The sequence below is a fragment of the Aestuariimicrobium sp. p3-SID1156 genome (assembly GCF_025144225.1).
In the GTDB taxonomy this organism is placed as follows: domain Bacteria; phylum Actinomycetota; class Actinomycetes; order Propionibacteriales; family Propionibacteriaceae; genus Aestuariimicrobium.
This window is the reverse complement of sequence record NZ_JALXXB010000004.1, coordinates 193108-218692: the sequence shown is the minus strand read 5'-3', so window position 1 is coordinate 218692 and position 25585 is coordinate 193108. Positions and strand designations below refer to the sequence as shown.

The following is a 25585-nucleotide window of genomic DNA, read 5'->3' as shown; positions in this document are numbered from 1 at the left end:
CCTCTCGGACGATGGGTCAGGACGTGGGCCCCACCATCATATCGTTTCTCGATATTAGCGTCGATCGTTACGTTCGAGGAGGACTCGCTCCGCGCCGGCGTAGATGTTCATCCGATCCCCGCGGACGAAACCAGCCAGGGTCATGCCGGTCTCCTCGGCGACCTCGACCGCCAACGACGAGGGCGCCGAAACACCGACCAACATCGGGATGCCGGCCATCACGGCCTTCTGCGCCAGCTCGAAGCTGGTGCGCCCCGAGACGACCAGGACGCAGCCGCGCGCGGGGCGCAGACCGTTCAGCATGGCCCAGCCGATGACCTTGTCGGTGGCGTTGTGCCGGCCGACATCCTCCCGTGCGACGAGTAGTTCGCCCCTCGCGTCGAAGAGTCCAACGCCGTGGAGGCCGCCGGTGGAGTCGAAGACCTTCTGCGCGTCGCGCAGCCGGTCCGGCAACTCGAGGACGAGTTCGGCCGGCATCCGGAGGTCGTCGGCGCCGAGGTCGAACTGGGCGTCCTGCCGCAACAGGTGAATGGACGCCGTGCCGCAGACCCCGCAGGAGGAGTTCGTCACGGCCCGTCGCAGCCGCGCCTCAGGGACCTTGATGCCGGGGGCGAGCTGGATGTCGAGGACGTTGTAGGTGTTCTGCGGCTGGCCGAATTCATCGTCCATCACCGACCCGGCGCAGTAGCGGCCGGTGACGACGTCCTCGGGGCCGGCGATGATGCCCTCGGCCGACAGCAGCCCGTGGGCGAGCTCGATGTCATGCCCGGGGGTGCGCATGGTGACGGTGTAGGGCTCGCCGTTGAGGCGGATCTCCAGTGGTTCCTCGACAGCGAGCACGTCGGCCTGCTTGCGGGAGCTGGTACCGGTACTGCGGGCGGTGACCTTGATGACCGGACGGCGCCGCGTAACCCTGCTCATCGGCTCTTCCCTCCTTGGACCACTTCGCGGGTGGAGTCGGGCAGACGGCGGGTCCAGCCCTTGCGATCAAGGAACTCCAGCAACGGGATCGCGACCCTTCGAGTGCTACCCAACGCCTGGCGGGCCTGGCTGGTGGTGAACGGCTGCTCCAGCTGGGACAGGATACGCATGGCCTGCGCGGGCCCTAGCGGTGCCAGCAGGACGCGGTCGCCCAGGTCGATCAGCCGCCCCATCCGCACGGCGGCAGCAACCTGCTTGGAGCCGAGACCGAGGGCGTCCAGTTCGTGGCGCTCGGGAGCCGCGAAGGGGTCGACGGCCAGACGTCTCTCGAGAACAGCCAGGCCTGCCTCCGCTTCCCCCAGATGGGCCCCCGTCCCGGGGCGTTCCAGGTGGCCGTCCTTGATCACCAACCCCGCCTCGTCAGCCAGCAGGGGAAGAAGGGCGCGGTCAGGGAGCCGCAGGGCATCGAACGCCTGGGCGAGCGGGAGTCGCGCCTGCAGCGGATTCGCGGCAATCGCCCGATCCACTGCGGCCCCCAGCTCGTCGCCCCACGCCTTCCACTGCCCCGGCGCCACCAGGAGGTCGCCGACCACCCTCACCGCCTTCCCCTCCTTGCCTGCGCAAGTAGCGGTTGCCCGTTCCAGGTCCGCTGCAGATGCTCCCAACGCGTGCAAGGAGGAGGCGCGCATCCAGCCCCGCCGGATCACCTCAGCCATGACGTCCAACTCAGTGCCTGCCTCGGCCAGCGAGGCCGCCCGGCGCCGCGCGTCCCCGCGGCGGGTGAGGTCCGGCGGATCGGCGTCGAGCACCTGCGCCCCGCACAGCACCAGCTGACGCCCCGGGTCGCGGAGCACCAACCGGTCCCCCACCTGCAGTGCCACCGGACGCGGCCAGGTCAGCCGAGCGACTCCCTCCCCCAGCGGGCGCAGCCGTACCTGCACCGCCAGCGTCCCCACGTGGACCATGATCAACTCTGGCACGGTCTCGGGCGGAGCAAGGAGCCGCACATCGGTCGTCCTGGTGAGATGCCACGCACCCGGCGTCACCACGGCATCCCCGCGAGAGAGGTCATCGACCTCAACCCCGCGCAGGTTGACCGCCACGCGCGCCACTGCCGCGACCTTGCGGTGTGACTCCTCCAGGCTCTGCAGGCCACGCACGGTGGCCGACCTCCGACCGTGATCAGTGAGCAACTCCACCTCGTCGCCGACGCGGAGCGTCCCTGCCTCGAGGGTTCCGGTGACCACGGTCCCGGCGCCACGAACAGTGAAAACCCGATCGATCCACAGCCGGACGCGTCCCTCGAGCCGGGGCTCGGCGATCTGCGCACACAGCCTGGACAGCGCGTCGCGCAGGTCCTCCATCCCCTCCCCCGTCACGGGAGAACAGGCAATGACCTCGCTCCCCTCCAGCGGCGTCCCGGCGAGCCGCTCGGCCACCTGCCCAGCCGCCATCGAGGGGTCAGCCAGGTCGGCTCGAGTGATCGCGACCACGCCGCGCTCGATCCCCAGCGCCCGGATCGCGGCCAGGTGTTCGGTCGACTGCTGCCGCCAGCCCTCATCGGCCGCGATGACCAGCAGCACCGCAGGGCTCGGGCCGATGCCGGCGAGCATGTTCGCGATGAAGCGCTGGTGCCCGGGGACGTCGACGAAGGCGACCTGCTGCCCCTGCGGCAGCACCGTCCAGGCGAAGCCGAGGTCGATGGTGAGCCCGCGGCGGTGCTCCTCGGCCCACCGGTCGGGGTCGGTTCCGGTCAGCGCCCGCACCAGCGTCGACTTGCCGTGGTCGACGTGCCCGGCGGTCGCGATCACTCTCATCGGGCAGTCTCCGCAGCGCTATCACCCTCTGCTGCCTCAGCGGCAGCACTTCGGGGTAGGGCCTGTACAGCACTGTCGCCAAGTGCTGCCTGTACGGCAGCACACAGCGATAGGTCGTGGTCAGGCTCGATACAGCGCAGGTCAACCAGGCACTGGCCGTCCTCCACACGGGCGAGCACGGCGGGGTCACCGGTGCGCAGCGCATGCGCCAATTGCTCAGGTTTGGACGCCCTGGCTTTCTGCCCGGTCGGCAATGCCACCGCCAGACCGGGGAGCTCGACCCCGGGAGCACCTCCCCCGCCCACGCGACCAGCCACCGCCACGACACGGCCACCGACGGCCTCGGCGAGCGCGTGGGTCCGCTCGGCATAGTCCTCGGCGCGCAGGTGCCGGAACCGGGTCACTGGCGGCTCGGGTCCGCGCAGGGTTGCCTCCAGCGCCGCCAGGGTGAGCTTGTCGACCCGCATGGCGCGCTGCATGGGGTGGCGACGCAGCTTTTCGATGATCTCGTGCTTCCCGAGCAGGATTCCGGCCTGGGGCCCACCGAGCAGCTTGTCCCCCGAGCAGGTGACGACAGCAGCGCCCTGCCGCAGGGCGGTGGCCGCGTCCGGCTCGCCTGGCAGCACGGCGTCGTGGGTGAGCAGCCCGCTGCCGATGTCAGCGATCACCGGTGGGCCAAGACCGGCGAGGTCCTCGATGCCCACCTCGCTGGTGAATCCCTCCACCCGGAAGTTGCTGGGATGCACTTTCAGGATCGCGCCGACGCCGGGCCCGGTGGCTTCCTGGTAGTCGCGCAGGTGGGTGCGGTTGGTGGTGCCGACCTCGCGCAGCCGCACTCCCGTGGATTCGATGAGCTCAGGCAGCCGGAAGCCGTCGCCGATCTCAACCATCTCCCCGCGCGACACGACGACCACCCCGGAGCCGCCAGCCCAAGCCCCCGCATCGCCAGCCCCAGCACTGGCCAATGCCGTGGTGGCCAGCAGCAATGCCGCCGCGCCGTTGTTCACCACCAGCGCTGCCTCGGCCTCGGGGACGCGTTCCAGCAGCGCGTCGAGGGCTCCCGCTCCACGCCGGGCACGCTGCCCGGTGGCCAGGTCCATCTCGACGTCCACATAACCTGACGCAGCCAGCAGCGCCTCACGCGCCGCGGCAGAGAGCGGGGCGCGCCCGATGTTGGTGTGCACGACCACGCCGGTCGCATTGAGCACCCGACGCAGGCTGCAGGCAAGACCCGGCAGGTCGGCGAGCACCGCGTCCATGATCATCTCTGGTGCGAGCTCACCGGAACGAACCCGGCTCTGCGCGCGTCTCACGGCATCCTTGATCATGGTCGGGCCCAGACGGTCGGAGGCGGCCTCCACCCGCGGGTCGCGCAGCAGCAGGTCCGTGCGCGGCACCCGGCGCCGCGGGTCCTCCTCCATCGAATGCTCCCCTCGAAGTCAGCAGCCGGTGGCGGAGGCGGACGGGAATCGAACCCGCCAGACCGAGGTACTCGGCCTCATCGGTGTTGAAGACCGTGGAGCCCACCAGGAACCCAGACGCCTCCCTCGCGCACCGTGCTGCCCCCGCAGCCTACCTATGATGCTGTCATGCCCGAGACCGCCGAGCGCATGATCCCCCGGCTCACCCAGTTCGCCCACGGTGGCGGTTGCGCATGCAAGATTCCGCCGGGTGAGCTGGAGCAGATGGTGTCGGGGCTGGTCGGCCGACCGCACCCCCAGCTGGTGGTGGGCCTCGAGGACGGCGACGACGCTGCCGCTGTCCGGCTCGACGACAAGCACGGCGATGAGGTGGTCGTGTCGACGACCGATTTCTTCACCCCGGTGGTCGACAACCCCTACACCTGGGGACGCATCGCCGCCGCCAACGCCCTCAGCGACATCTACGCGATGGGCGCCCGGCCGGTGCTGGCGATCAACCTGTTGGGATGGCCCCGGGATCGGCTCCCGGCCGCGCTGGCCAGCGAAGTGCTGCGCGGCGGGCTGGCCGTCTGCGACCAGGCCGGCATCCCGCTGGCAGGTGGGCACTCCATCGACTCCCCCGAACCGATCTACGGGCTCGCGGTCACCGGCATGGGACGCGCGGAGCAGCTGCTGCGCAACGATGCTGCCCGACCTGGCGACGCGATCACCCTGACCAAGCCTCTCGGGGTCGGGGTGCTGAACAACCGCCACAAGGTCACCGGGGAGGACTTCCCCCAGGCGATCGACTCGATGACCCAGCTCAACGAGGTGGCCTCACGGGCCGCCGTCGCCGCCGGGATCAGGGTCGCCACCGACGTCACCGGATTCGGCCTGCTCGGGCACCTGTTCAAGATGGCGCGCGCCTCCGGAGTGACGGCCGTCGTCAACGCCGAGGCCGTCCCCTACCTCGCCGGGGTCCGGGAGAGTTTCGCCGAGGGGTTCGTCCCGGGCGGGAGCCGGCGCAACCTGGACTGGGTGCGTCCGCACCTGTCGGCAGAGGGCATCGACGAGGACGAGCTGGTGCTACTGGCCGATGCGCAGACCTCCGGTGGCCTGCTGCTCGCCGGAACCCTGCCCGACGTCGGCATCAACGCGCCCGTGATCGGTGAGTTCGTGCCCCGCGGAGAGCACATCCTCGTCGTCAGGTGATTCAGCGGCCCGAATGGCCAGGCCACTCCCCGCCCGGCTGGTCGACGCCCAGGCCCTTGGCCCGCTTGGCCTCGGCGCGGCGGCGCTGCGGGCGGATCGTGTAGATCGGATCCTCCGCCGACGCATTGCCCGCCTTCCAGAAGGCATAGCGGATGCACGCGGATCCAGCGAGCAGGGCGACGCCCGCCACCGCATTGGCGGCCCGGCTCCGGCCGGCCACGATCGCACCGGCCATTCCCACCATGGTCAGCGCCTTCGCGGCGGTGTGGAGTTTGCCGGCCGCACCCTCGTGCAGGGGTTGGCCCTCTTCACCGAGGCGCCTCTCCAGCAGCTTGTCGGCGACCAGGTCAGCGGCGCCCGCGACCACGGCCAGCTGCCTGACCGGGCCGGTCTCGCTGGTCGGGGTGGTGATCATCGCCAACCCCGCCCCGGCCGCCGTGCCCGAGGAGACGAAGATGAAGGGCAGCTCGCGGTAGCTCTGGTGCCACAGCGGGGTGGCGGTGTCGGCCAGCAGCACCGCGGTGTAGGCGGCCAGCGGAGGCGAGAAGAAGGCCGAGCCGCCAGTCATCAACCCATCGGCGTACTTCAGCAGTTCTGAGCTCACGGGCCCCTCGAGGTGCAGCTTCTCGCGCAGCTCATTGGTGAACGCGAGGTCATCGCGCAGAATGCCGAGCGCCGTCGCCGCGCCGGTGGTCACCGAGAACCCGGCCAGGATCCACGACCCGACGCTCATCGGCGAGGTCAGCTTCACCGTGCGCATCATGTTCAGGAACCGCTCGGGACGCCCCAGGTCGGCGATCAGCGCGTTCCCACCCAGGCCCACGGCCACCAGCGAGGAGAGCCGGGCCCGACGCCGCAGCCGCTTGCGTCCGGTGATCGAGGCGCCGGCACCGATCAGTGCCGACCCGGCCGCCAGGCCACCCAGGAAGAGGTAGTCGGCGATCTCGTGGGTCCAGGGGGCAGGCTTGACCACATTGCGGCCGTAGTAGCTGGTGAACTCCACATCGGGGACGGTCGCGTTCGGGTCGCCCCGGCGGCCACCGTCGCGGCGACGCTTCCGCCCACCACCCGAACGCTCGCTGCCCGCACGGTCAGCACGGTCAGCACGCGGCATTCCGCGGTCGTTGTCGAAGGGGCTCGTGCTCACTGCATCCTCCCGTGGCCCACGAACATCGACAGCACCACGCCGAGCATGGCGGTTCCGGCGATGCCGGCCATGGTGAACATCTTCGGCAGGTCGTGGGTGGTCACCACCGGGTCCGGCGGGAGGCCGTACACCTCCGGATCGTCCATCAGCAGGAAGACCGAGCCGGTGCCACCAACGCCATCATCGGGGTTGGCGCCATACAGGCGCGCCTCGGTATGACCCTGGGCGTGCAACTCGGCCAGCCGCTCGCGCGCCTTCGCCACCATGTCGGAATGGTCGCCGAACTTGATCGAGGTGGTCGGGCAGGTCTGCGCGCAGGCGGGGGTCATGCCGTCGACCAGCCGGTCGTAGCAGAGCGTGCACTTCTGCGCGACGCCGCCATTGAGGACCTTGGCGGTCACCGCCTCCTTGCCGTCGTGGGCGGGGGCGAGCTCGACGATGCCATCCTCCCGCCTCCCGATCACCCCGAAGGGGCAGGACGCCACGCAGTAACCGCAGCCATTGCAGACATCGGCCTGCACCACGACGGTGCCGAACTCGGTACGGAACAGGGCACCCGTCGGGCACACGTCCAGGCAGCCGGCATGCGTGCAGTGCTTGCAGACGTCCGAACTCATCAGCCAGCGCACCGCCGGCAGGCCGACCGGTTCGGTCGCCAGCATCGATGCGTGGGGGACGCCACCAGCCGGCGGGCTGGGTGCGTCCTGTTCGTCGGCCCGGCGGCGCGTGGGCATGCCCAGGCTGACCGGCTTGCTCAATGCCGCGCCGGACTCACGGGCCCTGACGAGCTGGTCGGGAGCCTGCTCGATGAAGGCGACGTGCCGCCAGGTGTCGGCCCCCAGGTGGCCGGTGTTGTCATAGGAGCTGCCCAGCATCTGGCCGCCGTGCTCAGAAGCCGTACGAGCCGGGACGCGGTTCCACTCCTTGCACGCCACCTCGCAGGCCTTGCAGCCGATGCAGATGGAGGTGTCGGTGAAGAACCCCTTGCGAACGTGGCCCTCACCCCAACCGGCGTCGGTGATCGGGTCGGTGGCGCCGCTGAGCTGGTTCTGCCACCAGGTTCGCGAGCCCGGCCCCCACTGACGGATCGCCTCGAGGACGTTGATCATGCCTCCTCCTCCACCTGCTCAGCGGGCTGTGGACCCCTGGCAGGCTCCAGCCGCTCCGGGGCCTCCTGGCTGGTCTCGACCGTCAGGCCAGCGCGGCCCTGGTACTCGGCCAGCATCTCCAACCTCGCTGCCCCCTGGGGTCGGCGCCCGGGCCGGATGTCGCAGGCAGCTGCCTTGGCTTCCTGGATGTTGACGTTGGGGTCGAGCACGACGCCGAGCAGGTCGTTCGCGGAGTCTCCGGTGACGATGGCGCGGCCACCGACGGCCCAGTGATAGGGCAGGCCGATCTGGTGCACCGTGCGTCCGTCGGCGACCAGCGGACGCATGCGCGGGGTGACCAGCACCCTCGCCTCGATCACCGCGCGTGGCGACACCAGCGTGGCCCAGCCGCCGTTCTCCAGACCGCGGAGGTTGGCGAGCTCCGGGGAGACCTCGCAGAACATCTCGGGCTGCAGCTCGGACAGGTAGGGCAACCACCGGCTCATGCCACCGGCGGTGTGGTGCTCGGTGAGGCGGTAGGTGGTGAACACGAACGGGAAGACTTCGGCCCCCGGTTCGTTGCCGGAGGCTGCGAACAGGTTGTCCTGGCGCCGGAAGGTCTTGCGCGTCGGGCTCGCCTGCACGCCGTACACCGGGTTCACCACGGGTGATTCGGCAGGCTCGTAGTGGGTGGGCATCGGGCCGTCCACCATGCCGCGGGGCGCGTAGAGCCAGCCCAGGCCATCGGCCTGCATGATGAAGGGGTCTGTGCCGCTGAGCGCCTCGGGACCACCGGCGGTGTCGGGTGCAACATAGTCCGGACGCGTCCCGACCGGGAAGTCAGGGACGTCGTCGCCGGTCCAGCGCTTGGCGTCCTCATCCCACCAGACCAGCTTCTTGCGCTCGCTCCAGGGCTTGCCGTCGGGGTCAGCCGACGCGCGGTTGTAGAGGATGCGCCGGTCAGCGGGCCAGGCCCAGCCCCACTCGTGCTCCAGCGGCTGGTCTCCGCCGTGCGGGGTGCGACGGGCCGACATGTTGATGCCGTCGGCGTAGACGCCGGTGTAGATCCAGCAGCCCCCAGAGGTGGAGCCGTCAGCCTTCATCTCGGTGTAGGAGGACAGCAGGCGTCCGGCCTTCGGGCCGGTCAACTGGTACCCGTTGATCTCCTTCAGGACGGCTTCGGGGTCGACCTCCCCCTCCTCGTCCAGCGGGTAGTCCCAGGTCAGGTCGAGCAGGCCCTGGTCACGCTCGAGGGGTGAACCGGCCAACCGCTCGCGGATCTTCTGACCCAGGAGGTAGAAGAACTGCAGCTCGCTCATGCAGTCACCCGGCGGGGACACCGCCTTGTGGCGCCACTGCAGCAGCCGCTGGGTCTGGGTGAAGGTGCCCGATTTCTCGGCATGGTTGGCGGCCGGCAGGAAGAAGACCTCGGTGGCGATGTCCTCGGTGCGCAGCTCGCCGGTCTCGATCTCGGGGCTGTCCTTCCAGAAGCTTGCCGTCTCGATCATCTGCAGGTCACGGACGACAAGCCACTTCAGGTGCGCCAGGCCCCTCCGCTGCATGCGGGAATGGGCCGAACCGACGGCCGGGTTCTGGCCCAGCACGAAGTAGCCGGCGACCTTGTCCTCCAGCATGGCCATCACGGTCTGGTAGGTGCCATGGGCGCCGGTGAGGCGTGGGATGTAGGCGAAACCCCAGTCGTTCTCGGCCGTGGCCTTCTCACCCCACCAGGCCTTCAGCAGGCTGACGGCGTAGGTGTCCGCATTGGCCCAATAGCCCTTCTGCTTCGTGGATGCGATGTTGTCCACGTACTGGGCCAGGGTGTCGCTGGAGCCAGCCAACGGCATCGGGAGGTAGCCCGGCAGCAGGTTGTAGAGCGTTGGGATGTCAGTGGAGCCCTGAATCGACGCGTGGCCGCGAAGTGCCATGACACCGCTGCCCGGGCGTCCAATGTTGCCCATGAGCAGCTGCAGGATCGTCGAAGTGCGAATCATCTGGGCGCCGTCACTGTGCTGCGTCCAGCCCACCGCGTAGCAGAAGGCGGTGGTGCGATCACGCCCGGAGTTCTGGACGATCGAGTCGGCCAGGTAGGCGAAGTCCTCCTGACTGATGCCGCAGACGCGCTCGACCATCTCCGGGGTGTACCGCGCGTAGTGACGTCGCAGGATGTTGAGGACACAGCGTGGGTTCTGCAGGGTCGGATCCTTCTTGATCCGCGCGTGCTCCAGCGGCGGGCCACCCGAGCCCTGGGTGTCTGCGCGAGAGGTCTCCGACATCAGGTGACCGGACTCGTCGACCGGATCGGGTGCATCGACCTCGTCGTCGCCGGAGTCGCCGTCGACTGCCTCCTCGGGCAGGTCGTCGCGCTCGGCGTAGGCCCAGCTGCTCATGTCGTAGGAGCGGGTCTCGTCGTTCCAGCCGCTGAACAGGCCGTCCAACTCTTCGGTGTCGACGAAGTCGTCGCTGACGACCGTGGTCGCGTTGGTGTAGTGGAGGACGTAGTCCTTGAACCACAGCTCATTGCTCAGCACGTGGTTGATCAGCGCACCCAGCAAGGCAATGTCGCTGCCCACCCGGATCGGGATATGTCGATCCGCCTGGGCGGTGGTGCGGGTGAAGCGGGGATCGACGTGGATGACGCGTGCGCCACGCAGCTTCGCCTCGGTCACCCACTGGAAGCCCACCGGATGGCACTCGGCCATGTTGGAACCCTGGATGATGATGCAGTCAGCGTTGGCCAGGTCCTGCAGGGGTTGAGTGGCGCCCCCTCGCCCAAGGGAGGTTCCCAGACCGGGAACCGTGGCGGAGTGTCATATTCGGGCCTGGTTCTCGATCTGTACTGCCCCGGCTGCGGTGAACAGCTTCTTGATGAGGTAGTTCTCCTCATTGTCCAGGGTGGCCCCACCGAGTGCGGCGATGCCCATGGTCCGGCGCAGGTTCTTGTTGCCCTTCTCGTCCTCTTCCTGCCAGTAGTCGTGGCGGGCCTGGACGAAGCGGTCGGCGATCATGTCGATCGCGGTGTCGAGGTCGAGGTCCTCCCACTCGGTGCCGTGCGGGCGACGGTAGCGGACCGTGGTCACCCGACGGGGGGAGTTGACCAACTGTTCGGAGGCCGCCCCCTTCGGGCAGAGGCGCCCGCGGCTGATCGGGGAATCCGGATCGCCCTCGATCTGGATAACCTTCTCATCCTTGACGAAGATACGCTGGCCGCACCCGACGGCGCAGTAGGGGCAAACGCTCTGCGCGACGCGGTCGGCATCGGCGATGCGGGGGCGCATCTCGCGTGTCCTGGCGGAGGTGACTCCGGGACCGCGCCCCAGGGTGTCACCGCTGGTGATCTGACGAATGACCGGCCATTCGAGGAACACTGTGGGGTTCAGCTTGACCACGCCACACCTCCTGTCGACGGTTCCGCTGGTCGAGCCTCAGCATACGGCGCCGGCGGGGCCTGCGCGGGTCGTGTGGGGCAGAGGTTTGGGACAGTCATCACCTGGACTCCGCGGTCAGTTCCTCGACCAGAGCAGCCACGGTGACTGCGAAGCAACTCTCACCACCGGGCAGTCGCTTGCCCGACAGGTAGGAGCCTCGCCCCACGTGCTTGAAGGGACCAATGAAGCGCTGGGTGGCCCGGCCTTCGGCCAGGGCCCGGTTCCACGATGAACGCTTCACCCACCTGCGACGCCCGGGGAAGACCAACGGCGCGAACCACCGGGCCTGCCAGTCGCGGGTGCCGACCAGGTGGATGATCCGCTCACAGCGCTCCAGGCCAGGGTCTGCGTGGAAGATCCCACCCATCGACAGGAAGGTGACATGCGCGCCGGCAGCGCCCAGGTACCAGGCCGCTCCGGCGCCGATCTGGGCACCACCGCTCCAGCCCAACAGGACGATGCGATCCTGCGGGGCGTAGCCGGCGTCGCGCACCTGGCGCCAGATCGTCTGGGCGATACCCGCGGAGAAGACCGGTCCGTAGCGAGGGTCCACCGAGACCATCACCTGGTAGACGTTGCGGATGTTCACCACGAGGTTGAACAGCGCAGCAAAGCGCTTGTGCCCTTGCCAGCCGGCGAACCAGCGCCAGAACCGTCCGCTGCGACGGTCATCAATGAGCCCGCGATTGTCCACCGCGTACGGATAGATCTCGTGCAGGATGGTCAACTCGGGAACGCCCTCCTGCAAACGTCTGAGCAGCAGGCTCTCTGCCCGCGCGATCAGGTTGTCGTCGAAGGCGGCAATCCCGGACAGGTAGACCAGGAATGTCCGTGGGGTTCGGGACGCGTCCCCGGGTTCGTCCATCGCGGCCAGGTACTCCTGGGCCGCGGCCTCCATCTCCCGAGCACCGCGACGCTCCCACCAGACCAGGGACTCCACAGGAGACACCAGCCAGGCCAGGGCCGCGGTGCCCAGCACGACCAGGACCAAGCCCTCGATCATCGCGCCACCCTGTGACCCAGGTCCCGACCGGGTGGGGCAAGCTTCTGCGCGACCGCGACCGGCGCCTCCCGCACGAGCTGCTCGTCGATGCTGAGCACCATCGGTGCACCCATCACCGATCGCCAGACCCGACGCCTCACCCACTGCACGGGCGGGTCGACCAGAGCGGCTGCGAGTCGGGCGGCGAGCCAGGCCACTGCGACCACGAGCACGATCTGCCACCGGCGTTCCCAGGGCAGCAGGACGCCCAGCTGACCGACCAGTGCGATGAGCGTCCAGGCCCACAGCACGCGCCCCACGAGTGGGCCGACATAGGGCGCGATGGCGATGGCACCCCACCACAGCGGAGCCGTGGACAGCAGCACCACGCGAACGATGGTTCCCACCGGCATCACCTCACCCAGCGGCAGGAGGCAGAGCCAGAGCACCACCCCCTGGAAGGCCAGCGCGACCAGGAGTTGGGCGAAAGCCAGCACCGCCGCCGCGACCAGGCGGCGTCCCTGGACCCTGTTGATGGCCAGGAACCCGGCGTGGGCGACCATGCCGGACACCGCCGACACGAAGGCGATCGCGAGCGCGACCAGCCAGGATTCGGTGTCGCCGTCGACCATCCCGGGGTCAGGACGACCGCGCGCCACCGACGAGGCGGTCTCGACCACGCGCAGGAGGAAGCGGCTCCAGTCCACGGTGACACCCTAGGCGCAATCAGGGCGAGGACGATCCCTCCTGCCCACTGGTCCGCGCAGTCTTGCAGGAAACGGGTCTCAACCATCGGCGTGAGCGCCGTCCTGCTGGTGGTGGCCCTCGTCACCTCCGAAGGCCCCGGCATCGAAGTCGGACGCCACCACCGGCGCACCCTGGTGCTGACCATCGACGACGCCGAGGCCGCCGCCCGCAGCCTCAACTCCCTGGTCGCTGCCCACACGGTGAGCACGCCCGAGGCTGCCTCCGGGAGCGCGAACTAGACTCGACCCCATGCCTGCTCTGCGTTCCCGCACCACCACCCATGGCCGCAACATGGCCGGAGCCCGTGCCCTGTGGCGCGCTACCGGCACCGAGGAGTCAGACTTCGGCAAGCCGATCATCGCGGTGGCCAACTCCTTCACCCAGTTCGTGCCGGGCCACGTCCACCTCAAGGACATGGGCCAGCTGGTCGCCGGCGCCGTCAAGCAGGCCGGGGGCGTCGCCAAGGAGTTCAACACCATCGCCGTCGACGACGGCATCGCCATGGGCCACTCCGGAATGCTCTACTCCCTGCCGAGCCGCGAGATCATCGCCGACTCCATCGAGTACATGGTCAACGCCCACCAGGCCGATGCCCTGGTCTGCATCAGCAACTGCGACAAGATCACCCCGGGCATGCTGCTGGCGTCCCTGCGGTTGAACATCCCCACGGTCTTCGTCTCCGGCGGTCCGATGGAAGCCGGCAATGCGGTCATCAACCCCGAGACCAACACCGCCAGCACCCGTCTGGACCTCATCGACGCCATGATCAAGGCAGTCGACGACAACGTCTCGGACGCGGAGATCCAGACGATCGAGCAGTCCGCCTGCCCGACCTGCGGCTCCTGCTCGGGCATGTTCACCGCCAACTCGATGAACTGCCTCACCGAGGTGCTCGGGCTCTCGCTGCCGGGCAATGGCTCGACCCTGGCCACCGCCTCCAAGCGCCGTGACCTGTTCCTGCGCGCCGGGGAGCTCGCGGTGAAGCTGGCCCACCGCTACTACGACGGCGACGAGGAGTCAGTGCTGCCGCGTTCGATCGCCACCAAGGCCGCCTTCGAGAACGCCATGCGCGTCGACATCGCCATGGGCGGCTCGACCAACACCGTCCTGCACCTGCTCGCCGCCGCCCACGAGGCCGGGGTGGACTTCACCCAGGACGACATCGACCGGCTCTCCCGCGTCACCCCCTGTGTGTGCAAGGTCGCGCCGAACACCACCAACTACTACATGGAAGATGTCCACCGCGCCGGCGGCATCCCCGCCATCATGGGCGAGCTGCATCGCGCCGGGATGCTCGACGACTCCGTCCACGCGGTCCACTCCGATTCCCTCTCCGAGTGGTTGGACGCCTGGGACCTGCGCGGGGGCAAGTCCTCCGCGGAGGCACAGGACCTGTGGTACGCCGCCCCTGGTGGCGTCCGGACGACCGAGGCGTTCAGCTCGACCAACCGCTGGGCCTCGCTGGACACCGATGCCGAGAACGGCTGCATCCGCTCGGTCGAGCACGCCTACACCGCTGACGGCGGGCTGGCGGTGCTGACCGGCAACCTCGCACCCGACGGCTGCATCGTCAAGACCGCCGGCGTCCCCGAGCACCAGTGGGCCTTCCGCGGCCCCGCGAAGGTCGCCGAATCCCAGGACGAGGCCGTGGAGATGATCCTCACCGGAAAGATCGTCGAAGGCGACGTGGTGGTCGTGCGCTACGAGGGCCCCAAGGGCGGCCCCGGGATGCAGGAGATGCTCTACCCCACCAGCTACCTCAAGGGCGTCGGCCTGGGCCCGAAGTGCGCCCTCATCACCGACGGCCGCTTCTCCGGCGGCTCCTCGGGACTGTCCCTGGGCCACATCTCCCCCGAGGCGGCCTCCGGTGGCACCATCGGCCTGGTCGAGGACGGCGACATCATCGAGATCTCCATCCCTGAGCGCCGCATCCACCTTGACGTCGACGAGCAGACCCTCATCACCCGACGCGCCGCCGCCGACCAGCGCGGGTGGACGCCGAAGTCGCGCGAACGCCACGTCTCCGCGGCGCTGAAGATCTTCGCCACGTTCGCCCTCTCGGCCGACAAGGGCGCCGCGCGCCAAGTGGACTGAGGGATGAGCGCTGACATGCAGCTGCCCGCAGAACTTGCCGGCGTCGACACGATGGTCTTCGACGTCGACGGGACGCTGACAAATGCCGACCATCAGGTCCCCCCACGCGTCATCGAGTCCCTGCGCCGTCTGGATGCCGCTGGCGTCCGGCTGGTGATCGCCTCGGGGCGGGCACCGAAGTCGTGTGAACACACCTTCACCCAGGCCGGTCTGCACGGCTGGATCAGTGCCTGCAATGGCGCCCATGTTGCCGACATCGCCACCGGTGAGGTGCTGCGAACCCGCACCGTGCCGGCCGAGATGCTGGCAGCGACCCTGGATGTGATCGAGGAGGCGGACGTTCCGTGCTCGATCATGACCGCCGAGGACGTCCTGGTGAACAAGGACTCCTTCCTCACCGGATTTCTCGAGGCCGCCAACCCCGGGGTGGAGGTGGAGGTCGCCGACCTGCGCGCCGTGGATCCGGACACCATCTTGAAACTGATGCCGGCTGCCGACAAGGACACCATGGCCGAGCTGTTCCCACGGTTCAAGGAGATCGCGCCCAATGCCAGCCTCTCGCTGGACGAGACCTGCGAGGTGATCGGCCCGGGAGCGGAGAAGGCGGACGGCGTCGGCTTCCTCATCGAGCACCTCGGGTTCGATGCGCAGCACATCGCCGGCGTCGGGGATGGCGGCAATGACGTCGAGTGGCTCAAGCTCGTGGGCTGGCCGATCGCCATGGCCAATGCCCGCGAGGAGGTCAAGGAGATCGCCCGTCTCCAGATCGGTCACCACCTCGACGAAGGCGTCGTCGAGTTCGTGGACGCCTTCCTCGGCCTACGATGAGAACCATGACCGAGACAAGCGACAGTCGCACGGCAACAGGGACCTTCGAGGTCCACCTCAGCCCGCAGACCAGCGAGGCCGACGGCGCCATCTACCGCTTCGGCCTGACAAAGACCTGGTCCGGCGACATCACCGCCGAGGGTCGCGGGGTCATGATGAGCGGCGGGGACCCGGCCACCGGAAACGCCGGGTACGTCGCGATCGAGCTGGTGGTCGGCACCCTCGAGGGCCGCGAGGGCACCTTCCTGCTCCAGCAGTTCGGTGACCTCGACCGGGGCGCGGAGACGCTGCACTACCAAGTCGTCAACGGCTCCGGGACCGGAGCGCTGGCCGACCTGCGGGGGCGAATGGACCTGACCATTGACGATTCCGGCGTCCACCGCTACACCCTTCAGTACCACCTGCCCGACGACCCCACCCACTGACCACGCCGCCCCCTGACCACGCCGCCGACCGACCGAGGAGTACCCATGCCCTACGACGCCGTCCTGGCCGACCGCATCCGCGAGCTGCTGCTCGAGGAGGACGAGGTCACCGTGCAGCCCATGTTCGGCGGACTCGCCTTCCTGGTCGCCGGGAACATGGCGGTGGCGGCCGATTCCCGCGGTGGGTTGATGGTGAGGGTCGCTCCCCAGCGTGGCAACGAGCTCGCGGCCGCAGGAACCGCCGAGCAAATGGAGATGCACGGGCGTCCGATGAAGGGATGGCTACGCCTGAACGCTGACGACGTGGCGACCGAGCGAGAATTGTCCCGATGGGTGGGTTATGCCCTCGACTTCGTGCACACCCTTCCCGCGAAGCAGTGAACACCGCCGGGCAGTGACAGAGTGGCTGCATGACTGACAGTTCCACCAAGCCCGTTCTGGGCGTGATCATCGCGTCCACTCGGCCCGGTCGCATCGGCAAGCCCATCGGCGACTGGTTCACCAGCGCAGCCCGGGGCGAGGGCAGCTTCGAGATCCGCGTCCTCGACCTGGCCGAGATCAACCTGCCCTTCCTGGACGAGCCGAACCACCCACGGATGCAGAAGTACACCCAGCCGCACACGATTGCCTGGTCAGAGCAGGTGGCTGCCTGTGACGCGTTCGTTTTCGTGCACCCGGAGTACAACTACAGCCCTCCGGCGACGCTGATCAATGCGCTGGACTACCTGAACAAGGAGTGGGCGAACAAGCCGGTCGGCCTGGTCAGCTACGGCGGGGTGTCGGCCGGCCTGCGGGCGGCCTCGCACCTGAAGGAGATCATGCAGTCGCTCATGCTGCTGTGCGTGCAGCCGGCCGTGTCGATCCCCTTCGCCCAGAAGCACATCGATGACAACAAGGTCTTCACCCCGCCGGCCGAGAACGCAGCAGCCGTGGAGCCGATGCTCAAGGCGATCCTTGAACGGCACGAGGTGCTCTCGCAGCTGCGCTGAGCGTCGACTGCAGGACGGCGCCCAGCTCGAAGGCCGCACAGAGGCCCGGGAGGCGCGGGAATAAACCGGCGTCCACCCGGCTTATATAGTTGACGGTTCAACACCACGGAAGGGTGGTCATGCAGATGCAGTTCGGGCTCATGTCGGTGGGCGACGTGACCACCGATCCCACCACCGGTCGTACGCCCAGCGAGCACGAGCGCATCAAGGCCCAGATCGAGATCGCGAGGCTTGCTGACGAGGTCGGCCTGGACGTGTTCGCCACCGGAGAGCACCACAACCCGCCGTTCATCGCGCCGGCCAACCCGCCGATCCAGCTGGCCCACTTGGCAGCGCAGACCACGAACCTGATCCTGTCGACCTCGACGACGCTGATCACCACCAATGACCCGGCGCGCCTGGCCGAGGACTATGCCTACCTGCAGCATCTGACCGAAGGTCGCATGGACCTGATGCTGGGTCGCGGCAACACCGGCCCGGTCTACCCCTGGTTCGGCAAGGACATCCGTGAGGGCATCGCGCTGGCGGTGGAGAACTACGCCCTGCTGCACCGGCTGTGGCGTGAGGAGAATGTGGACTGGGAGGGACGCTTCCGCACCCCGCTGCACCAGTTCACCTCGACCCCGCGTCCGCTGGACGGCGTGCCGCCGTTCGTGTGGCACGGTTCGATCCGATCCCCCGAGATCGCCGAGCAGGCGGCCTACTACGGTGACGGGTTCTTCCACAACCACATCTTCTGGCCCGCAGAGCACACCCGCCGGATGGTCGACCTGTACCGTCGCCGCTACGAGCACTACGGCCACGGCACCTACGACCAGGCGATCGTCGGCCTGGGCGGGCAGGTCTTCATGCGCGAGAACTCCCAGGACGCCATCCGCGATTTCCGTCCCTACTTCGACAACGCCCCGGTCTACGGCGGCGGTCCCTCGCTGGAGGACTTCTCCAGCCAGACCCCGCTGACCGTCGGGACACCGGACCAGGTGATCGAGCGTACGCTCGCCGCCCGGGACTACGTCGGTGACTACCAGCGCCAGCTGTTCCTGATGGACCACGCCGGCCTGCCGCTGAAGGAAGTGCTGTACCAGGTGGAGCTGCTCGGTACCCGCGTGGTGCCGGTGCTGCGTGAAGAGTTCGCCAAGCTGCGCAAGCCCGGCGTCCCTGATGCCCCCACGCATGCTGCCCGCGTGGCAGCAGCCGGTGGAGCCAGGGAGGACGAGCGCGGCGCGCAGCGTGACGAGTGGACCGGAACGCGCGCGGAGGAGCTCAACGCCGCGCGCACCATCGAGGAGGGTCGATGAACATCGTGATCCTGCAGGCCGGCCTGCGCGTGCCTTCCACCACGCGCATGCTCGCTGATGAGTTGGGCCGCGCCCTCACCGGCGCGGCTGCCTCGGCGGACACGGACCTGGACGTGCAGATCGTTGACCTGCGCGACCATGCCCACGCGATCATGGACGCGATGCTGTCCGGCTTCGCCGCCGGGGAGCTGCAGGCGGTGCTCGATGCGGTGCTGGCCGCTGACGGGCTCGTGGTGGTGACGCCCACCTTCCAGGGGTCCTATTCCGGGTTGTTCAAGTCCTTCGCTGACCTGATCGAGCCGGGGGCGCTGACCGACACGCCGGTCGTGCTGGCTGCCACGGGTGGGACCGCGCGCCATTCACTGATGCTCGAGTTCGCGCTGCGTCCGCTGATGGTGTACCTGGGGGCTGATCCGCTGCGCACTGCGGTGTTTGCGGCAACCGGTGACTTCGGGTCCTCCGAACTGAGTGGACGCGCGACGCGGGTAGCCGGCGAGTTGCTCGCCCGGGCGTCCGGCTCGGGGGCGTCCCGGGTGCAGGGCGCCGGTGCTGCGGCTGGAGGCGCCGCGGCTGGTGGTGCTGACCGTGGTGCCCTGGCGGAGAAGCCCAGCACCGAGCCCGAGGTCGTGGACTTCGAATCGCTGATGGACAGTCTGGGGGTCGGACGATGAGCCGCAAGAAGATCGGGTTCCTGAGCTTCGGGCACTACCGCGATGTGCCCGGGGCGAGGGTCCCCGATGCCCGCACCAGCCTGCTCAACCACGTGGAGATCGCCGTCGGCGCGGAGGAAGCGGGCATCGACGGGGCCTGGCTCCGTGTCCACCACTTCGACCAGTCACTGTCGGCGCCGATCCCGCTGCTCACCGCGATGGCGATGCGGACGAGCCGACTTGAGGTGGGCACCGGTGTGGTCGACATGAGGTAGCGCATGTCGGGCTTGTGGCGTTGGTGCGACCGGCTCTGCCGTTTACAGGTACCGGCAGACCTGGTCCGCGCTGCACGAGTCGGGGTCGGGCTGCGCGGCGTCGCGTCTGAGCTCGGTGATGGTGTCGCGCAGCGCGGCGAGCTGGGCGATCTGCTGCTCGATCTCGGCGAGGCGTGCGTCGAGGAGGTCGCGCACGTGCTCGCAGGGAGCAGCGCCGTCGTCGCGGATGTCGAGGATCTGGCGGATCTGGGCGAGGGTGAGGCCCGCGGCCTGGCCGCGGTGGACGAAGTCGATCCGGGCGGCCGTCTCGGGCGCGTAGTCGCGGTATCCGGACGGCGTGCGCTCGGCCGGCGGCAGCAGGCCCTGCTCCTCGTAGAACCGCAGCGTCTTCGCCGTCGTTCCCGCCCGCTCGGCGAGTTCCCCGATGCGCATCGCAGGCCCCCTCTTCTTTCGGCAGAAGTCCTCTTGACCTTCCCCTGCACTGGAAGGTCCAGTATGGCTGAGACAGACCGGAAGACCAAGTGTTGACAGGAGCTGCGATGCCCACGAAGTACGACCTCGCCATCATCGGATCGGGCGGTGGTGCGTTCGCCGCCGCGATCCGCGCGACCACGCTCGGCAAGTCGGTGGTGATGATCGAGCGCGGGACGCTGGGCGGCACCTGCGTGAACACCGGCTGCGTGCCGTCGAAGGCCCTGATCGCCGCGGCCGACGCACGGCACTCCGCGGCCGACGCCGCCGACCGGTTCCCGGGGATCGCGACGACGGCGGGGCCGGTGGACATGCCCGCCCTGATCGCCGGGAAGCAGGCGCTGGTCGAGTCGCTGCGGGGCGAGAAGTACGCCGACGTCGCCGACTCCTACGGGTGGGCCGTCCGCCGCGGCGACGCCGCGTTCGCCGGCACCCCCGACGCTCCGGTCCTCCAGGTCGCCGGGGACGACGGCAGCACCGAGACGATCGAGGCCGGGCACTTCCTGGTGGCGACCGGCTCTCGGCCGTGGGCCCCGCCGATCGACGGCCTGGACGAGACCGGGTACCTGACCTCGACCACGGCGATGGAGCTGACCGAACTCCCTGAGTCCCTGCTCGTGCTCGGCGGCGGCTACGTCGCCCTGGAGCAGGCGCAGCTGTTCGCCCGGCTCGGCTCCCAGGTCACCGTGCTGGTCCGGTCCCGGCTCGCGTCGAAGGAGGAGCCGGAGGTGTCCAGGACGCTGGAGGAGGTGTTCGCCGACGAGGGCATCCGGGTGGTCCGCCGCGCGCTGCCGACGCGGGTGTCCCGCGACGCCGCGACCGGGCAGGCCGTCGTCACCGCGGACGTCGCCGGGGGGCGGGAGGAGTTCCGCGCCGACCAGGTGCTCGTCGCCCTCGGACGACGACCGGTCACCGACGGGCTCGGCCTCGACAGGGTCGGGGTCGAGACCGGGGACCTCGGCGAGGTGGTCGTCTCCGACCGGATGCAGTCCTCCCACCCGCGGATCTGGGCCGCGGGCGACGTGACCGGCCACCCCGAGTTCGTCTACGTCGCCGCCCACCACGGCACCCTCGTCGCCGAGAACGCGTTCGCCGACGCCGACCGGGCCGTGGACTACGCCCGACTGCCGAGGGTGACGTTCACCGGCCCGGCGATCGGCGCGGTCGGGATGACCGAGAAGGACGTCGTCGCCGCCGGGATCCGCTGCGACTGCCGCGTCCTGCCGCTGCACCACGTGCCCCGCGCACTGGTCAACCGCGACACCCGCGGCTTCGTCAAGATCGTCGTGGACGCCGACACCGGGAAGATTCTCGGCATCACCGCCGTCGCCAAGGACGCCGGCGAGCTCGCCGCCGCCGGGGTCCACGTGCTCGGCAAGACGGTCGCCGAGGTCGCCGACGCCTGGGCCCCCTACCTGACCATGGCCGAGGGCATCCGGATCGCCGCCAAGGCCTTCACCACCGATCCGTCGCTCCTGTCGTGCTGCGCGTGAACGCGCACGCAGACAATCGGGGGGAACGCTCAGCTGGGAGAGGAACAGACGATGAGCGGCGATAAGGACCACGACTCGCATCGCGCGGGCGTGCTTGTCGGTGCTGGGACGGGCTTGCTCCTGTTGGCATGCTGCGCGCTTCCGCTGCTGATCTGCTGCGGCCTGCCTCTCCTCGCCGCGGGCGGAGCCCTCGCAGGTATCGGAGGTTTCCTCGGCAACCCTTGGCTCATCGGTGCCGGGATCGCAGTCGGGGTGGCCGTCACAGCGGCGATCGTCCTCCGGCGACTGCGGCGGCACCGACGTCGCTCGACCGGCTGCTGCGGCAATCGTTCGACTACTGACCGGGGTCAGTAGTTCGAGTGGCTCCAGTCATCGTCGCCAGTTCGGCCACGTCGGCATCCCGCGACCCTTCCAGGTCTCCACGAGGCCAGCAACCCAGCGGACGGACGCGAAGACCCCGTAGCCGGCCGCCGCGAGGCCCGCGGCGATCACGAGCCAGCGCCCGATCCCGAGCCACACGCTACCGTCCACGTCCAGCGCCCACTGAGCGCCTGTGATGAGCCCAGCGATGCCCATCCAGAGCCCGGCGACGACCACCACCACCGGCAGGAGTGCGAGGCACATCGCGGCGGCGGCCGACCAGAGCTGACGGGCCTCCAGCTTCGCCGTGGCAGCGATGATCCGCTCGGCGCGCTCGTTCGATGCGTCGAGGTTTGCCGCGATCGTGGCAGACGCCTCCCCGGCGACCTGTTCGACGGCCTTCACGACTCGCTCCTCGGTGCGCTTTTCGATCCGCTGCACCGCGCCGCCGACCTGGCTGACGAGCTTCTGGTTCGCCGCGGCCTGCGCCTTGAGCCCCTCAATCGCCGATGCCGTAGCCGCGTGATTCCTCTGCGCCTCCGCGACCAAGCTCTGCGACGCGGCGTTCAAGCTCTCGCCGTTGAGACTCTGCGCGAACTCGCCGAGCGTGCTCGCGATCTCGTTCAGCCTGCTCTCGATACTCGCGATCCTCGCGGACGCGTCGCTGGAGGGCGAGGAGGTCGACGCCGAGGCCGTGATCCGCTCCAGCCGCCTCGTCGTCTCCTCGTCCATGACCTTCACGAACCCTGCGAGCTTCTTCTGCTGCTCGGCCAGCCGGTCGAGCCTCGCGTTCTGCGCCTCGACGGCGGCGAGGATCGAGGTCAACGCCTCCATCGTCTCCGGACTGTCGAGCTGCTGCTGCGATCCGCTCTGCGCGTTCTGCTGCTTCAGCCTGTCGAGCGCTGCGCTCATGTTCCTGCTCCTCCTGCTGCTGGTGATAGTCGAAGAACGCCTGCGCGCCCTCCGGGGTGAAGTCCGCCGAGAGTGCGCTCGCGCGCTTGCGGCGCTCGGCGCGTCCGGACTCGCCGCGGCGGTCCTCGATGTAGAGCGTCCAGGTCTCCTGCCCGGCGCGCTTGCCCTTCTTGCTGACGGGGCTGTGCAACCGCATCCGCGGCACCCGCTCCCCGTCATCGCCGAGCTGCTGGTTCTGCTCCTCGATCACCGCTTCGAGACCGGCCTTGTCCACCGCACGGGGATCAGCCAGGGCGGCGCTCATCCGGTCGCCCATCTCGCGGTCGAGCCCGCCCTCGGCGAAGTCCTCGCGGCGCAGCTCCCAGTCCTTCGGCGCGTGCTCCAGACGCTTCACGACCGAGAGACCGTGCTCGCGCATGAGCTCGTCGTTCGCTGACTGAACGCCCCGCTGGTTCCCGGCCTTGCGGTCGTGGAACGTGCGATAGTCCGAGAGCGCCTTCCCCGTCCGATTGCTGTGGTTGATGACCAAGATGTGGTTGTGCGGCTTCTTCCCGCGTCCGTCCACATGGCTCACCACGAGGCAGTCCGCGTTGGGGTGCATCTTCTTCGCGAGCTGGTAACCCAGATCGTTCACCCGCTGCACGTCCTCAGGATTCTTTGGGTCGAACTCGTCGTCGCTGAACGACTGCCTGTAGTGCAGCGCCTCGACGTCACGCTTCGTGTTCTGGGTGAGCGCGCGGGCGCGCGCCGAGAACGCGCCGGGGCCTCCCGGCACGTCGCCCGTGATCGCGACGCCGCGCTCGTCCTCCTTGCCCCGGATGTAGCGCTCGGTGTCGGCGGCGTTGGCGCTCGGACTGTAATGCGTCGTGCTCATGAGGCCGCCCGATCCCCGAGCAGCGCGCGGACCTCGTGCAGCAGCTCGATCAGCTCGGGCACCTCCGCCGACAGCGCCACCGGCTCACCCGCGCGAGCACGGCGGTCCAGGTCGTTGACGTTGATCGCGAGCGGGCGCACCTGGGCGGCCAGCTCCCGAGCATCAGCAGACGCCTGCACGCGCTCCTCGACCCCGAGCAGCTGCGCGGCCACGGCGGCATCCAGCTCCTCGCTCCGAGAGGCGTGCAGGGCATCGCGCACGACGGTCCGCACCCACGTGCTCGGAGCCAGCCCGAGCCGCTTCGCACGAGTGCGAAGCGCCGCGAGCGTGGCGTCATCGAAGCGGGTGTCGAGCCTCCCGCCGCCCCCACGACGACGCTTCGCGCCGCCGTGACTCTGGCGCACAGCCTCCGCATCAGCCCGACCGGTGTTCACCTGGGAGTCGGTCTGCTGCTCCACCTGTACGCCAGAGTGGCAAGCAGTAGCCGTGTCGGACGTTTCGCTGGCGCTCATGTCCTCCCCGGCTGCTTGCGAGGGGCCTCCGGCCCCCTCGACCCCCTGGAAGAGCGCATCGCGTTCGGTGCTCATGCGGCACCTCCGATCAGCGCCAGCGGCACGTCAGGGCTCCGCACCGCGAGCCCACCCAGCAGCTCAGCAACCGCGCCCTCCGCATCATGTTCGGCCGAGGTCTCCGGGCCGTAGGTCAGTTCCCGCGACCCGACGTTCTGGTGGTACGCGTTGCCGTACATACCGGGCGTGTGCGCGGCGGTCGGAACGCTGCACTGGTGCCACTCGTAGGGCTCGATCTTCCCGATGTGCTGCACGAGGTAACGATTGATGTCGTCGGCACGATAGACCTTCACGACCGAGGCCAGCCGGCGGATGAACTGGTCCAGCGCCTCGTCCACGTTGCCCTTCTGGCGGGCGTAGTAGAAGAACTCGACGGGCTCGATCGTCGCCGTGATGACGATGAGGCGCGGGGCGACCTCGCCCTTGTTCTTGTAGCGGGCCTTCGCAGGCGAGGCGTTGTACGGATCGAGCAGCAGCAGCCAGTCGTTCGCATCCATCGCCGAGGCCCGCAGATCGTCCAGCAGCAGCACTTCCTCGCCCCGCCAGTCATCAAGCGGGTTCCCCGTCGCGGCCCGGTAGACCTGCCACCGCTCGCCGTGCGCGTTCGCCGCGTTGATCGCCTCGGTAATGAAGTCCGTGGCGAACCGGGTCTTGCCGATCCCGGCATCCCCATGGACGAACACCACGTGCGTCGAGAACTCACCGGCGCGCAGCTTCGCCGCCGCCCGGTATGCGCGACGCTGGCCGTAGGCCGACAGCGCGTCGTCGATCTCCCGCTGATGCCGCGAGTAGATATCGAACAGCTCGTCCGTGAGCATGATCTGATCCCGCGTGATCTCACCTTGGAGAACGCGCTCCCGCATGTCCTCGAAGTTCTCGGCGACGATCTTCTTCTTCACGTGGGCGCGGCCCTTCAGCCACGTCTCCCGGCGCTGGGCGTCGATCCCGAGGTAGTCAGGCCCACGCACCGTGGCGACCTCCGAAGGCGCGTACTGGTGCTTGTCCGCGTACTTCACGTGCGTCAGATACGACAGCATGTTGTCGAAGGCGTACCGCCCGCGGCCAGGCTTCTCGACGTACTGGGGCTCGACGCCGATGCCGAACGCGAGCCGATCCAGCGGCGCACTCTTCGCACGGCTGGCGAACTTGATCACGGCGTGCAGGTGCTCGGGCTTCGGTTCGACCACCAGGGCCTTCTCCGTGTCACTCCAGACCTCGCGCTCGTCCTTGTCGTGCACGATGCCGTAGGCCTCGACGACCTGGCAGCCGTTTGCCTCGAGCCGCTGCACCACGTAGGCGAGGATCGCCTCGGCACCCTGCTGGAGCAGCGCGGCCCCGTTCGGGTCCTCGGCAGCCCAGGCCCAGTACGACGGATCGAGGTACTGCGTGAGCCCGATGCTCGTCGGGTTGTTCTCCTGCTTAGCCACGGCGACCACCCCCGCCGCGGGCGGCGCGGAGGGCCTCAGAGGGAGTGCGGCGCCTAAATGACCCCCTATTGACCCCCAAATGAGACCCCATATGATCCCGCGGGACCACGCGACGGAGCGAGGGCGGAACAGGCCGCTGACCAGGCATGTTGTTGCAAGGCGCGGCAATCGACAAGCC

General features: G+C 69.0%; 24 protein-coding genes and 1 tRNA gene. 11 read left to right on the top strand and 14 right to left on the bottom strand.

Annotation, left to right across the window (positions count from 1 at the left end; genetic code table 11):
- Positions 1-54: 54 nt before the first annotated feature.
- The 4 genes from fdhD to M3G03_RS07395 all read right to left on the bottom strand — a co-directional run bounded on the left by fdhD (position 55) and on the right by M3G03_RS07395 (position 4284).
- Positions 55-921, bottom strand: coding sequence for a formate dehydrogenase accessory sulfurtransferase FdhD (gene fdhD / locus M3G03_RS07410; RefSeq protein ID WP_259809039.1), 867 nt, complete (start codon positions 919-921; stop codon positions 55-57).
- A complete protein-coding gene (selB, locus tag M3G03_RS07405; protein ID WP_259809038.1) occupies positions 918-2738 on the bottom strand; it encodes a selenocysteine-specific translation elongation factor in 1821 nt (606 codons plus the stop codon). The genes fdhD and selB overlap by 4 nt, the downstream gene beginning before the upstream one ends.
- Positions 2735-4159: an L-seryl-tRNA(Sec) selenium transferase gene (gene selA, locus M3G03_RS07400; protein ID WP_259809037.1), complete on the bottom strand. Its 1425-nt coding sequence runs from the start codon at positions 4157-4159 to the stop codon at positions 2735-2737. The genes selB and selA overlap by 4 nt, the downstream gene beginning before the upstream one ends.
- A 29-nt stretch (positions 4160-4188) precedes the next feature.
- Positions 4189-4284: transfer RNA gene (locus M3G03_RS07395), tRNA-Sec, on the bottom strand.
- A gap of 64 nt (positions 4285-4348) precedes the next feature.
- On the opposite strand from M3G03_RS07395, the gene selD reads away from it, so the two are divergent.
- Positions 4349-5350, top strand: a complete 1002-nt coding sequence (gene selD / locus M3G03_RS07390; RefSeq protein ID WP_396121914.1) for a selenide, water dikinase SelD — start codon at positions 4349-4351, stop codon at positions 5348-5350.
- Between the two features lies 1 nt (position 5351).
- On the opposite strand, the gene nrfD is transcribed toward selD, so the two are convergent.
- From nrfD to M3G03_RS07365, 5 genes are all read right to left on the bottom strand, one after another.
- Positions 5352-6497: an NrfD/PsrC family molybdoenzyme membrane anchor subunit gene (nrfD, locus tag M3G03_RS07385; RefSeq protein ID WP_259809035.1), complete on the bottom strand. Its 1146-nt coding sequence runs from the start codon at positions 6495-6497 to the stop codon at positions 5352-5354.
- Positions 6494-7606 (bottom strand): 4Fe-4S dicluster domain-containing protein, encoded by a 1113-nt coding sequence (locus M3G03_RS07380; RefSeq protein ID WP_259809034.1) that lies wholly within the window; start codon positions 7604-7606, stop codon positions 6494-6496. The genes nrfD and M3G03_RS07380 overlap by 4 nt, the downstream gene beginning before the upstream one ends.
- Positions 7603-10965 (bottom strand): formate dehydrogenase, encoded by a 3363-nt coding sequence (fdh, locus tag M3G03_RS07375; protein ID WP_259809056.1) that lies wholly within the window; start codon positions 10963-10965, stop codon positions 7603-7605. Before fdh ends, M3G03_RS07380 begins: the two co-directional genes overlap by 4 nt.
- A gap of 106 nt (positions 10966-11071) precedes the next feature.
- Complete coding sequence (locus M3G03_RS07370; protein WP_259809033.1) at positions 11072-12016, bottom strand: hypothetical protein; 945 nt, start codon at positions 12014-12016, stop codon at positions 11072-11074.
- Positions 12013-12702 (bottom strand): hypothetical protein, encoded by a 690-nt coding sequence (locus tag M3G03_RS07365; RefSeq protein ID WP_259809032.1) that lies wholly within the window; start codon positions 12700-12702, stop codon positions 12013-12015. Before M3G03_RS07365 ends, M3G03_RS07370 begins: the two co-directional genes overlap by 4 nt.
- Before the next feature lie 90 nt (positions 12703-12792).
- Here M3G03_RS07365 and M3G03_RS07360 point away from each other — a divergent pair, with 90 nt between their 5' ends.
- The 9 genes from M3G03_RS07360 to M3G03_RS07320 all read left to right on the top strand — a co-directional run bounded on the left by M3G03_RS07360 (position 12793) and on the right by M3G03_RS07320 (position 19301).
- Positions 12793-12981 (top strand): hypothetical protein, encoded by a 189-nt coding sequence (locus tag M3G03_RS07360; RefSeq protein WP_259809031.1) that lies wholly within the window; start codon positions 12793-12795, stop codon positions 12979-12981.
- A gap of 10 nt (positions 12982-12991) precedes the next feature.
- Positions 12992-14836 carry a dihydroxy-acid dehydratase gene (ilvD, locus tag M3G03_RS07355; RefSeq protein WP_259809030.1) on the top strand — a complete coding sequence of 615 codons (1845 nt, stop codon included), beginning with the start codon at positions 12992-12994 and terminating at the stop codon, positions 14834-14836.
- Between the two features lie 3 nt (positions 14837-14839).
- The gene (locus M3G03_RS07350) at positions 14840-15664 is read left to right on the top strand and encodes an HAD family hydrolase (protein ID WP_259809029.1); all 825 of its coding nucleotides are present in this window, start codon (positions 14840-14842) and stop codon (positions 15662-15664) included.
- Positions 15665-15669: 5 nt separating this feature from the next.
- Positions 15670-16089, top strand: a complete 420-nt coding sequence (locus tag M3G03_RS07345) for a DUF3224 domain-containing protein (RefSeq protein WP_259809028.1) — start codon at positions 15670-15672, stop codon at positions 16087-16089.
- 45 nt (positions 16090-16134) lie between these two features.
- The gene (locus M3G03_RS07340; RefSeq protein ID WP_259809027.1) at positions 16135-16470 is read left to right on the top strand and encodes a TfoX/Sxy family protein; all 336 of its coding nucleotides are present in this window, start codon (positions 16135-16137) and stop codon (positions 16468-16470) included.
- 29 nt (positions 16471-16499) lie between these two features.
- On the top strand, positions 16500-17078 hold the full coding sequence (locus M3G03_RS07335; protein ID WP_259809026.1) for an NADPH-dependent FMN reductase: 579 nt from the start codon (positions 16500-16502) through the stop codon (positions 17076-17078).
- A gap of 125 nt (positions 17079-17203) precedes the next feature.
- The gene (locus tag M3G03_RS07330) at positions 17204-18376 is read left to right on the top strand and encodes an LLM class flavin-dependent oxidoreductase (RefSeq protein WP_259809055.1); all 1173 of its coding nucleotides are present in this window, start codon (positions 17204-17206) and stop codon (positions 18374-18376) included.
- Positions 18373-19047 carry a CE1759 family FMN reductase gene (locus M3G03_RS07325; protein WP_259809025.1) on the top strand — a complete coding sequence of 225 codons (675 nt, stop codon included), beginning with the start codon at positions 18373-18375 and terminating at the stop codon, positions 19045-19047. The genes M3G03_RS07330 and M3G03_RS07325 overlap by 4 nt, the downstream gene beginning before the upstream one ends.
- A complete protein-coding gene (locus tag M3G03_RS07320) occupies positions 19044-19301 on the top strand; it encodes an LLM class flavin-dependent oxidoreductase (protein ID WP_259809024.1) in 258 nt (85 codons plus the stop codon). Before M3G03_RS07325 ends, M3G03_RS07320 begins: the two co-directional genes overlap by 4 nt.
- 42 nt (positions 19302-19343) lie before the next feature.
- Here M3G03_RS07320 and M3G03_RS07315 read toward each other — a convergent pair whose 3' ends face one another.
- Positions 19344-19733, bottom strand: a complete 390-nt coding sequence (locus tag M3G03_RS07315) for a heavy metal-responsive transcriptional regulator (RefSeq protein ID WP_010079214.1) — start codon at positions 19731-19733, stop codon at positions 19344-19346.
- A 107-nt stretch (positions 19734-19840) separates the two neighbouring features.
- On the opposite strand from M3G03_RS07315, the gene merA reads away from it, so the two are divergent.
- Positions 19841-21265, top strand: a complete 1425-nt coding sequence (gene merA / locus M3G03_RS07310; protein WP_010079213.1) for a mercury(II) reductase — start codon at positions 19841-19843, stop codon at positions 21263-21265.
- Between the two features lie 369 nt (positions 21266-21634).
- On the opposite strand, the gene M3G03_RS07305 is transcribed toward merA, so the two are convergent.
- The 4 genes from M3G03_RS07305 to M3G03_RS07290 are packed head-to-tail and all read right to left on the bottom strand — an operon-like array spanning position 21635 to position 25416.
- Positions 21635-22195: a hypothetical protein gene (locus M3G03_RS07305; protein ID WP_225348370.1), complete on the bottom strand. Its 561-nt coding sequence runs from the start codon at positions 22193-22195 to the stop codon at positions 21635-21637.
- Positions 22125-23411, bottom strand: a complete 1287-nt coding sequence (locus M3G03_RS07300; protein ID WP_024034594.1) for a relaxase/mobilization nuclease domain-containing protein — start codon at positions 23409-23411, stop codon at positions 22125-22127. The genes M3G03_RS07305 and M3G03_RS07300 overlap by 71 nt, the downstream gene beginning before the upstream one ends.
- Complete coding sequence (locus M3G03_RS07295; protein ID WP_010079211.1) at positions 23408-23998, bottom strand: hypothetical protein; 591 nt, start codon at positions 23996-23998, stop codon at positions 23408-23410. Before M3G03_RS07295 ends, M3G03_RS07300 begins: the two co-directional genes overlap by 4 nt.
- The gene (locus M3G03_RS07290) at positions 23995-25416 is read right to left on the bottom strand and encodes a Rep family protein (RefSeq protein ID WP_311197508.1); all 1422 of its coding nucleotides are present in this window, start codon (positions 25414-25416) and stop codon (positions 23995-23997) included. Before M3G03_RS07290 ends, M3G03_RS07295 begins: the two co-directional genes overlap by 4 nt.
- Positions 25417-25585: the final 169 nt, after the last annotated feature.

Coding starts and splice junctions, on each gene's coding strand:
- merA (WP_010079213.1), top strand. CDS start 19,841: ATGCCCACGAAGTACGACCTCGCCATCATCGGATCGGGCGGTGGTGCG.
- selB (WP_259809038.1), bottom strand. CDS start 2,738: ATGAGAGTGATCGCGACCGCCGGGCACGTCGACCACGGCAAGTCGACG.
- M3G03_RS07300 (WP_024034594.1), bottom strand. CDS start 23,411: ATGAGCACGACGCATTACAGTCCGAGCGCCAACGCCGCCGACACCGAG.
- M3G03_RS07335 (WP_259809026.1), top strand. CDS start 16,500: ATGACTGACAGTTCCACCAAGCCCGTTCTGGGCGTGATCATCGCGTCC.
- M3G03_RS07325 (WP_259809025.1), top strand. CDS start 18,373: ATGAACATCGTGATCCTGCAGGCCGGCCTGCGCGTGCCTTCCACCACG.
- M3G03_RS07330 (WP_259809055.1), top strand. CDS start 17,204: ATGCAGTTCGGGCTCATGTCGGTGGGCGACGTGACCACCGATCCCACC.
- selD (WP_396121914.1), top strand. CDS start 4,349: ATGATCCCCCGGCTCACCCAGTTCGCCCACGGTGGCGGTTGCGCATGC.
- M3G03_RS07340 (WP_259809027.1), top strand. CDS start 16,135: ATGCCCTACGACGCCGTCCTGGCCGACCGCATCCGCGAGCTGCTGCTC.
- ilvD (WP_259809030.1), top strand. CDS start 12,992: ATGCCTGCTCTGCGTTCCCGCACCACCACCCATGGCCGCAACATGGCC.
- M3G03_RS07370 (WP_259809033.1), bottom strand. CDS start 12,016: ATGATCGAGGGCTTGGTCCTGGTCGTGCTGGGCACCGCGGCCCTGGCC.
- M3G03_RS07345 (WP_259809028.1), top strand. CDS start 15,670: ATGACCGAGACAAGCGACAGTCGCACGGCAACAGGGACCTTCGAGGTC.
- M3G03_RS07350 (WP_259809029.1), top strand. CDS start 14,840: ATGAGCGCTGACATGCAGCTGCCCGCAGAACTTGCCGGCGTCGACACG.
- M3G03_RS07315 (WP_010079214.1), bottom strand. CDS start 19,733: ATGCGCATCGGGGAACTCGCCGAGCGGGCGGGAACGACGGCGAAGACG.
- M3G03_RS07320 (WP_259809024.1), top strand. CDS start 19,044: ATGAGCCGCAAGAAGATCGGGTTCCTGAGCTTCGGGCACTACCGCGAT.
- fdhD (WP_259809039.1), bottom strand. CDS start 921: ATGAGCAGGGTTACGCGGCGCCGTCCGGTCATCAAGGTCACCGCCCGC.
- M3G03_RS07295 (WP_010079211.1), bottom strand. CDS start 23,998: ATGAGCACCGAACGCGATGCGCTCTTCCAGGGGGTCGAGGGGGCCGGA.
- selA (WP_259809037.1), bottom strand. CDS start 4,159: ATGGAGGAGGACCCGCGGCGCCGGGTGCCGCGCACGGACCTGCTGCTG.
- M3G03_RS07380 (WP_259809034.1), bottom strand. CDS start 7,606: ATGATCAACGTCCTCGAGGCGATCCGTCAGTGGGGGCCGGGCTCGCGA.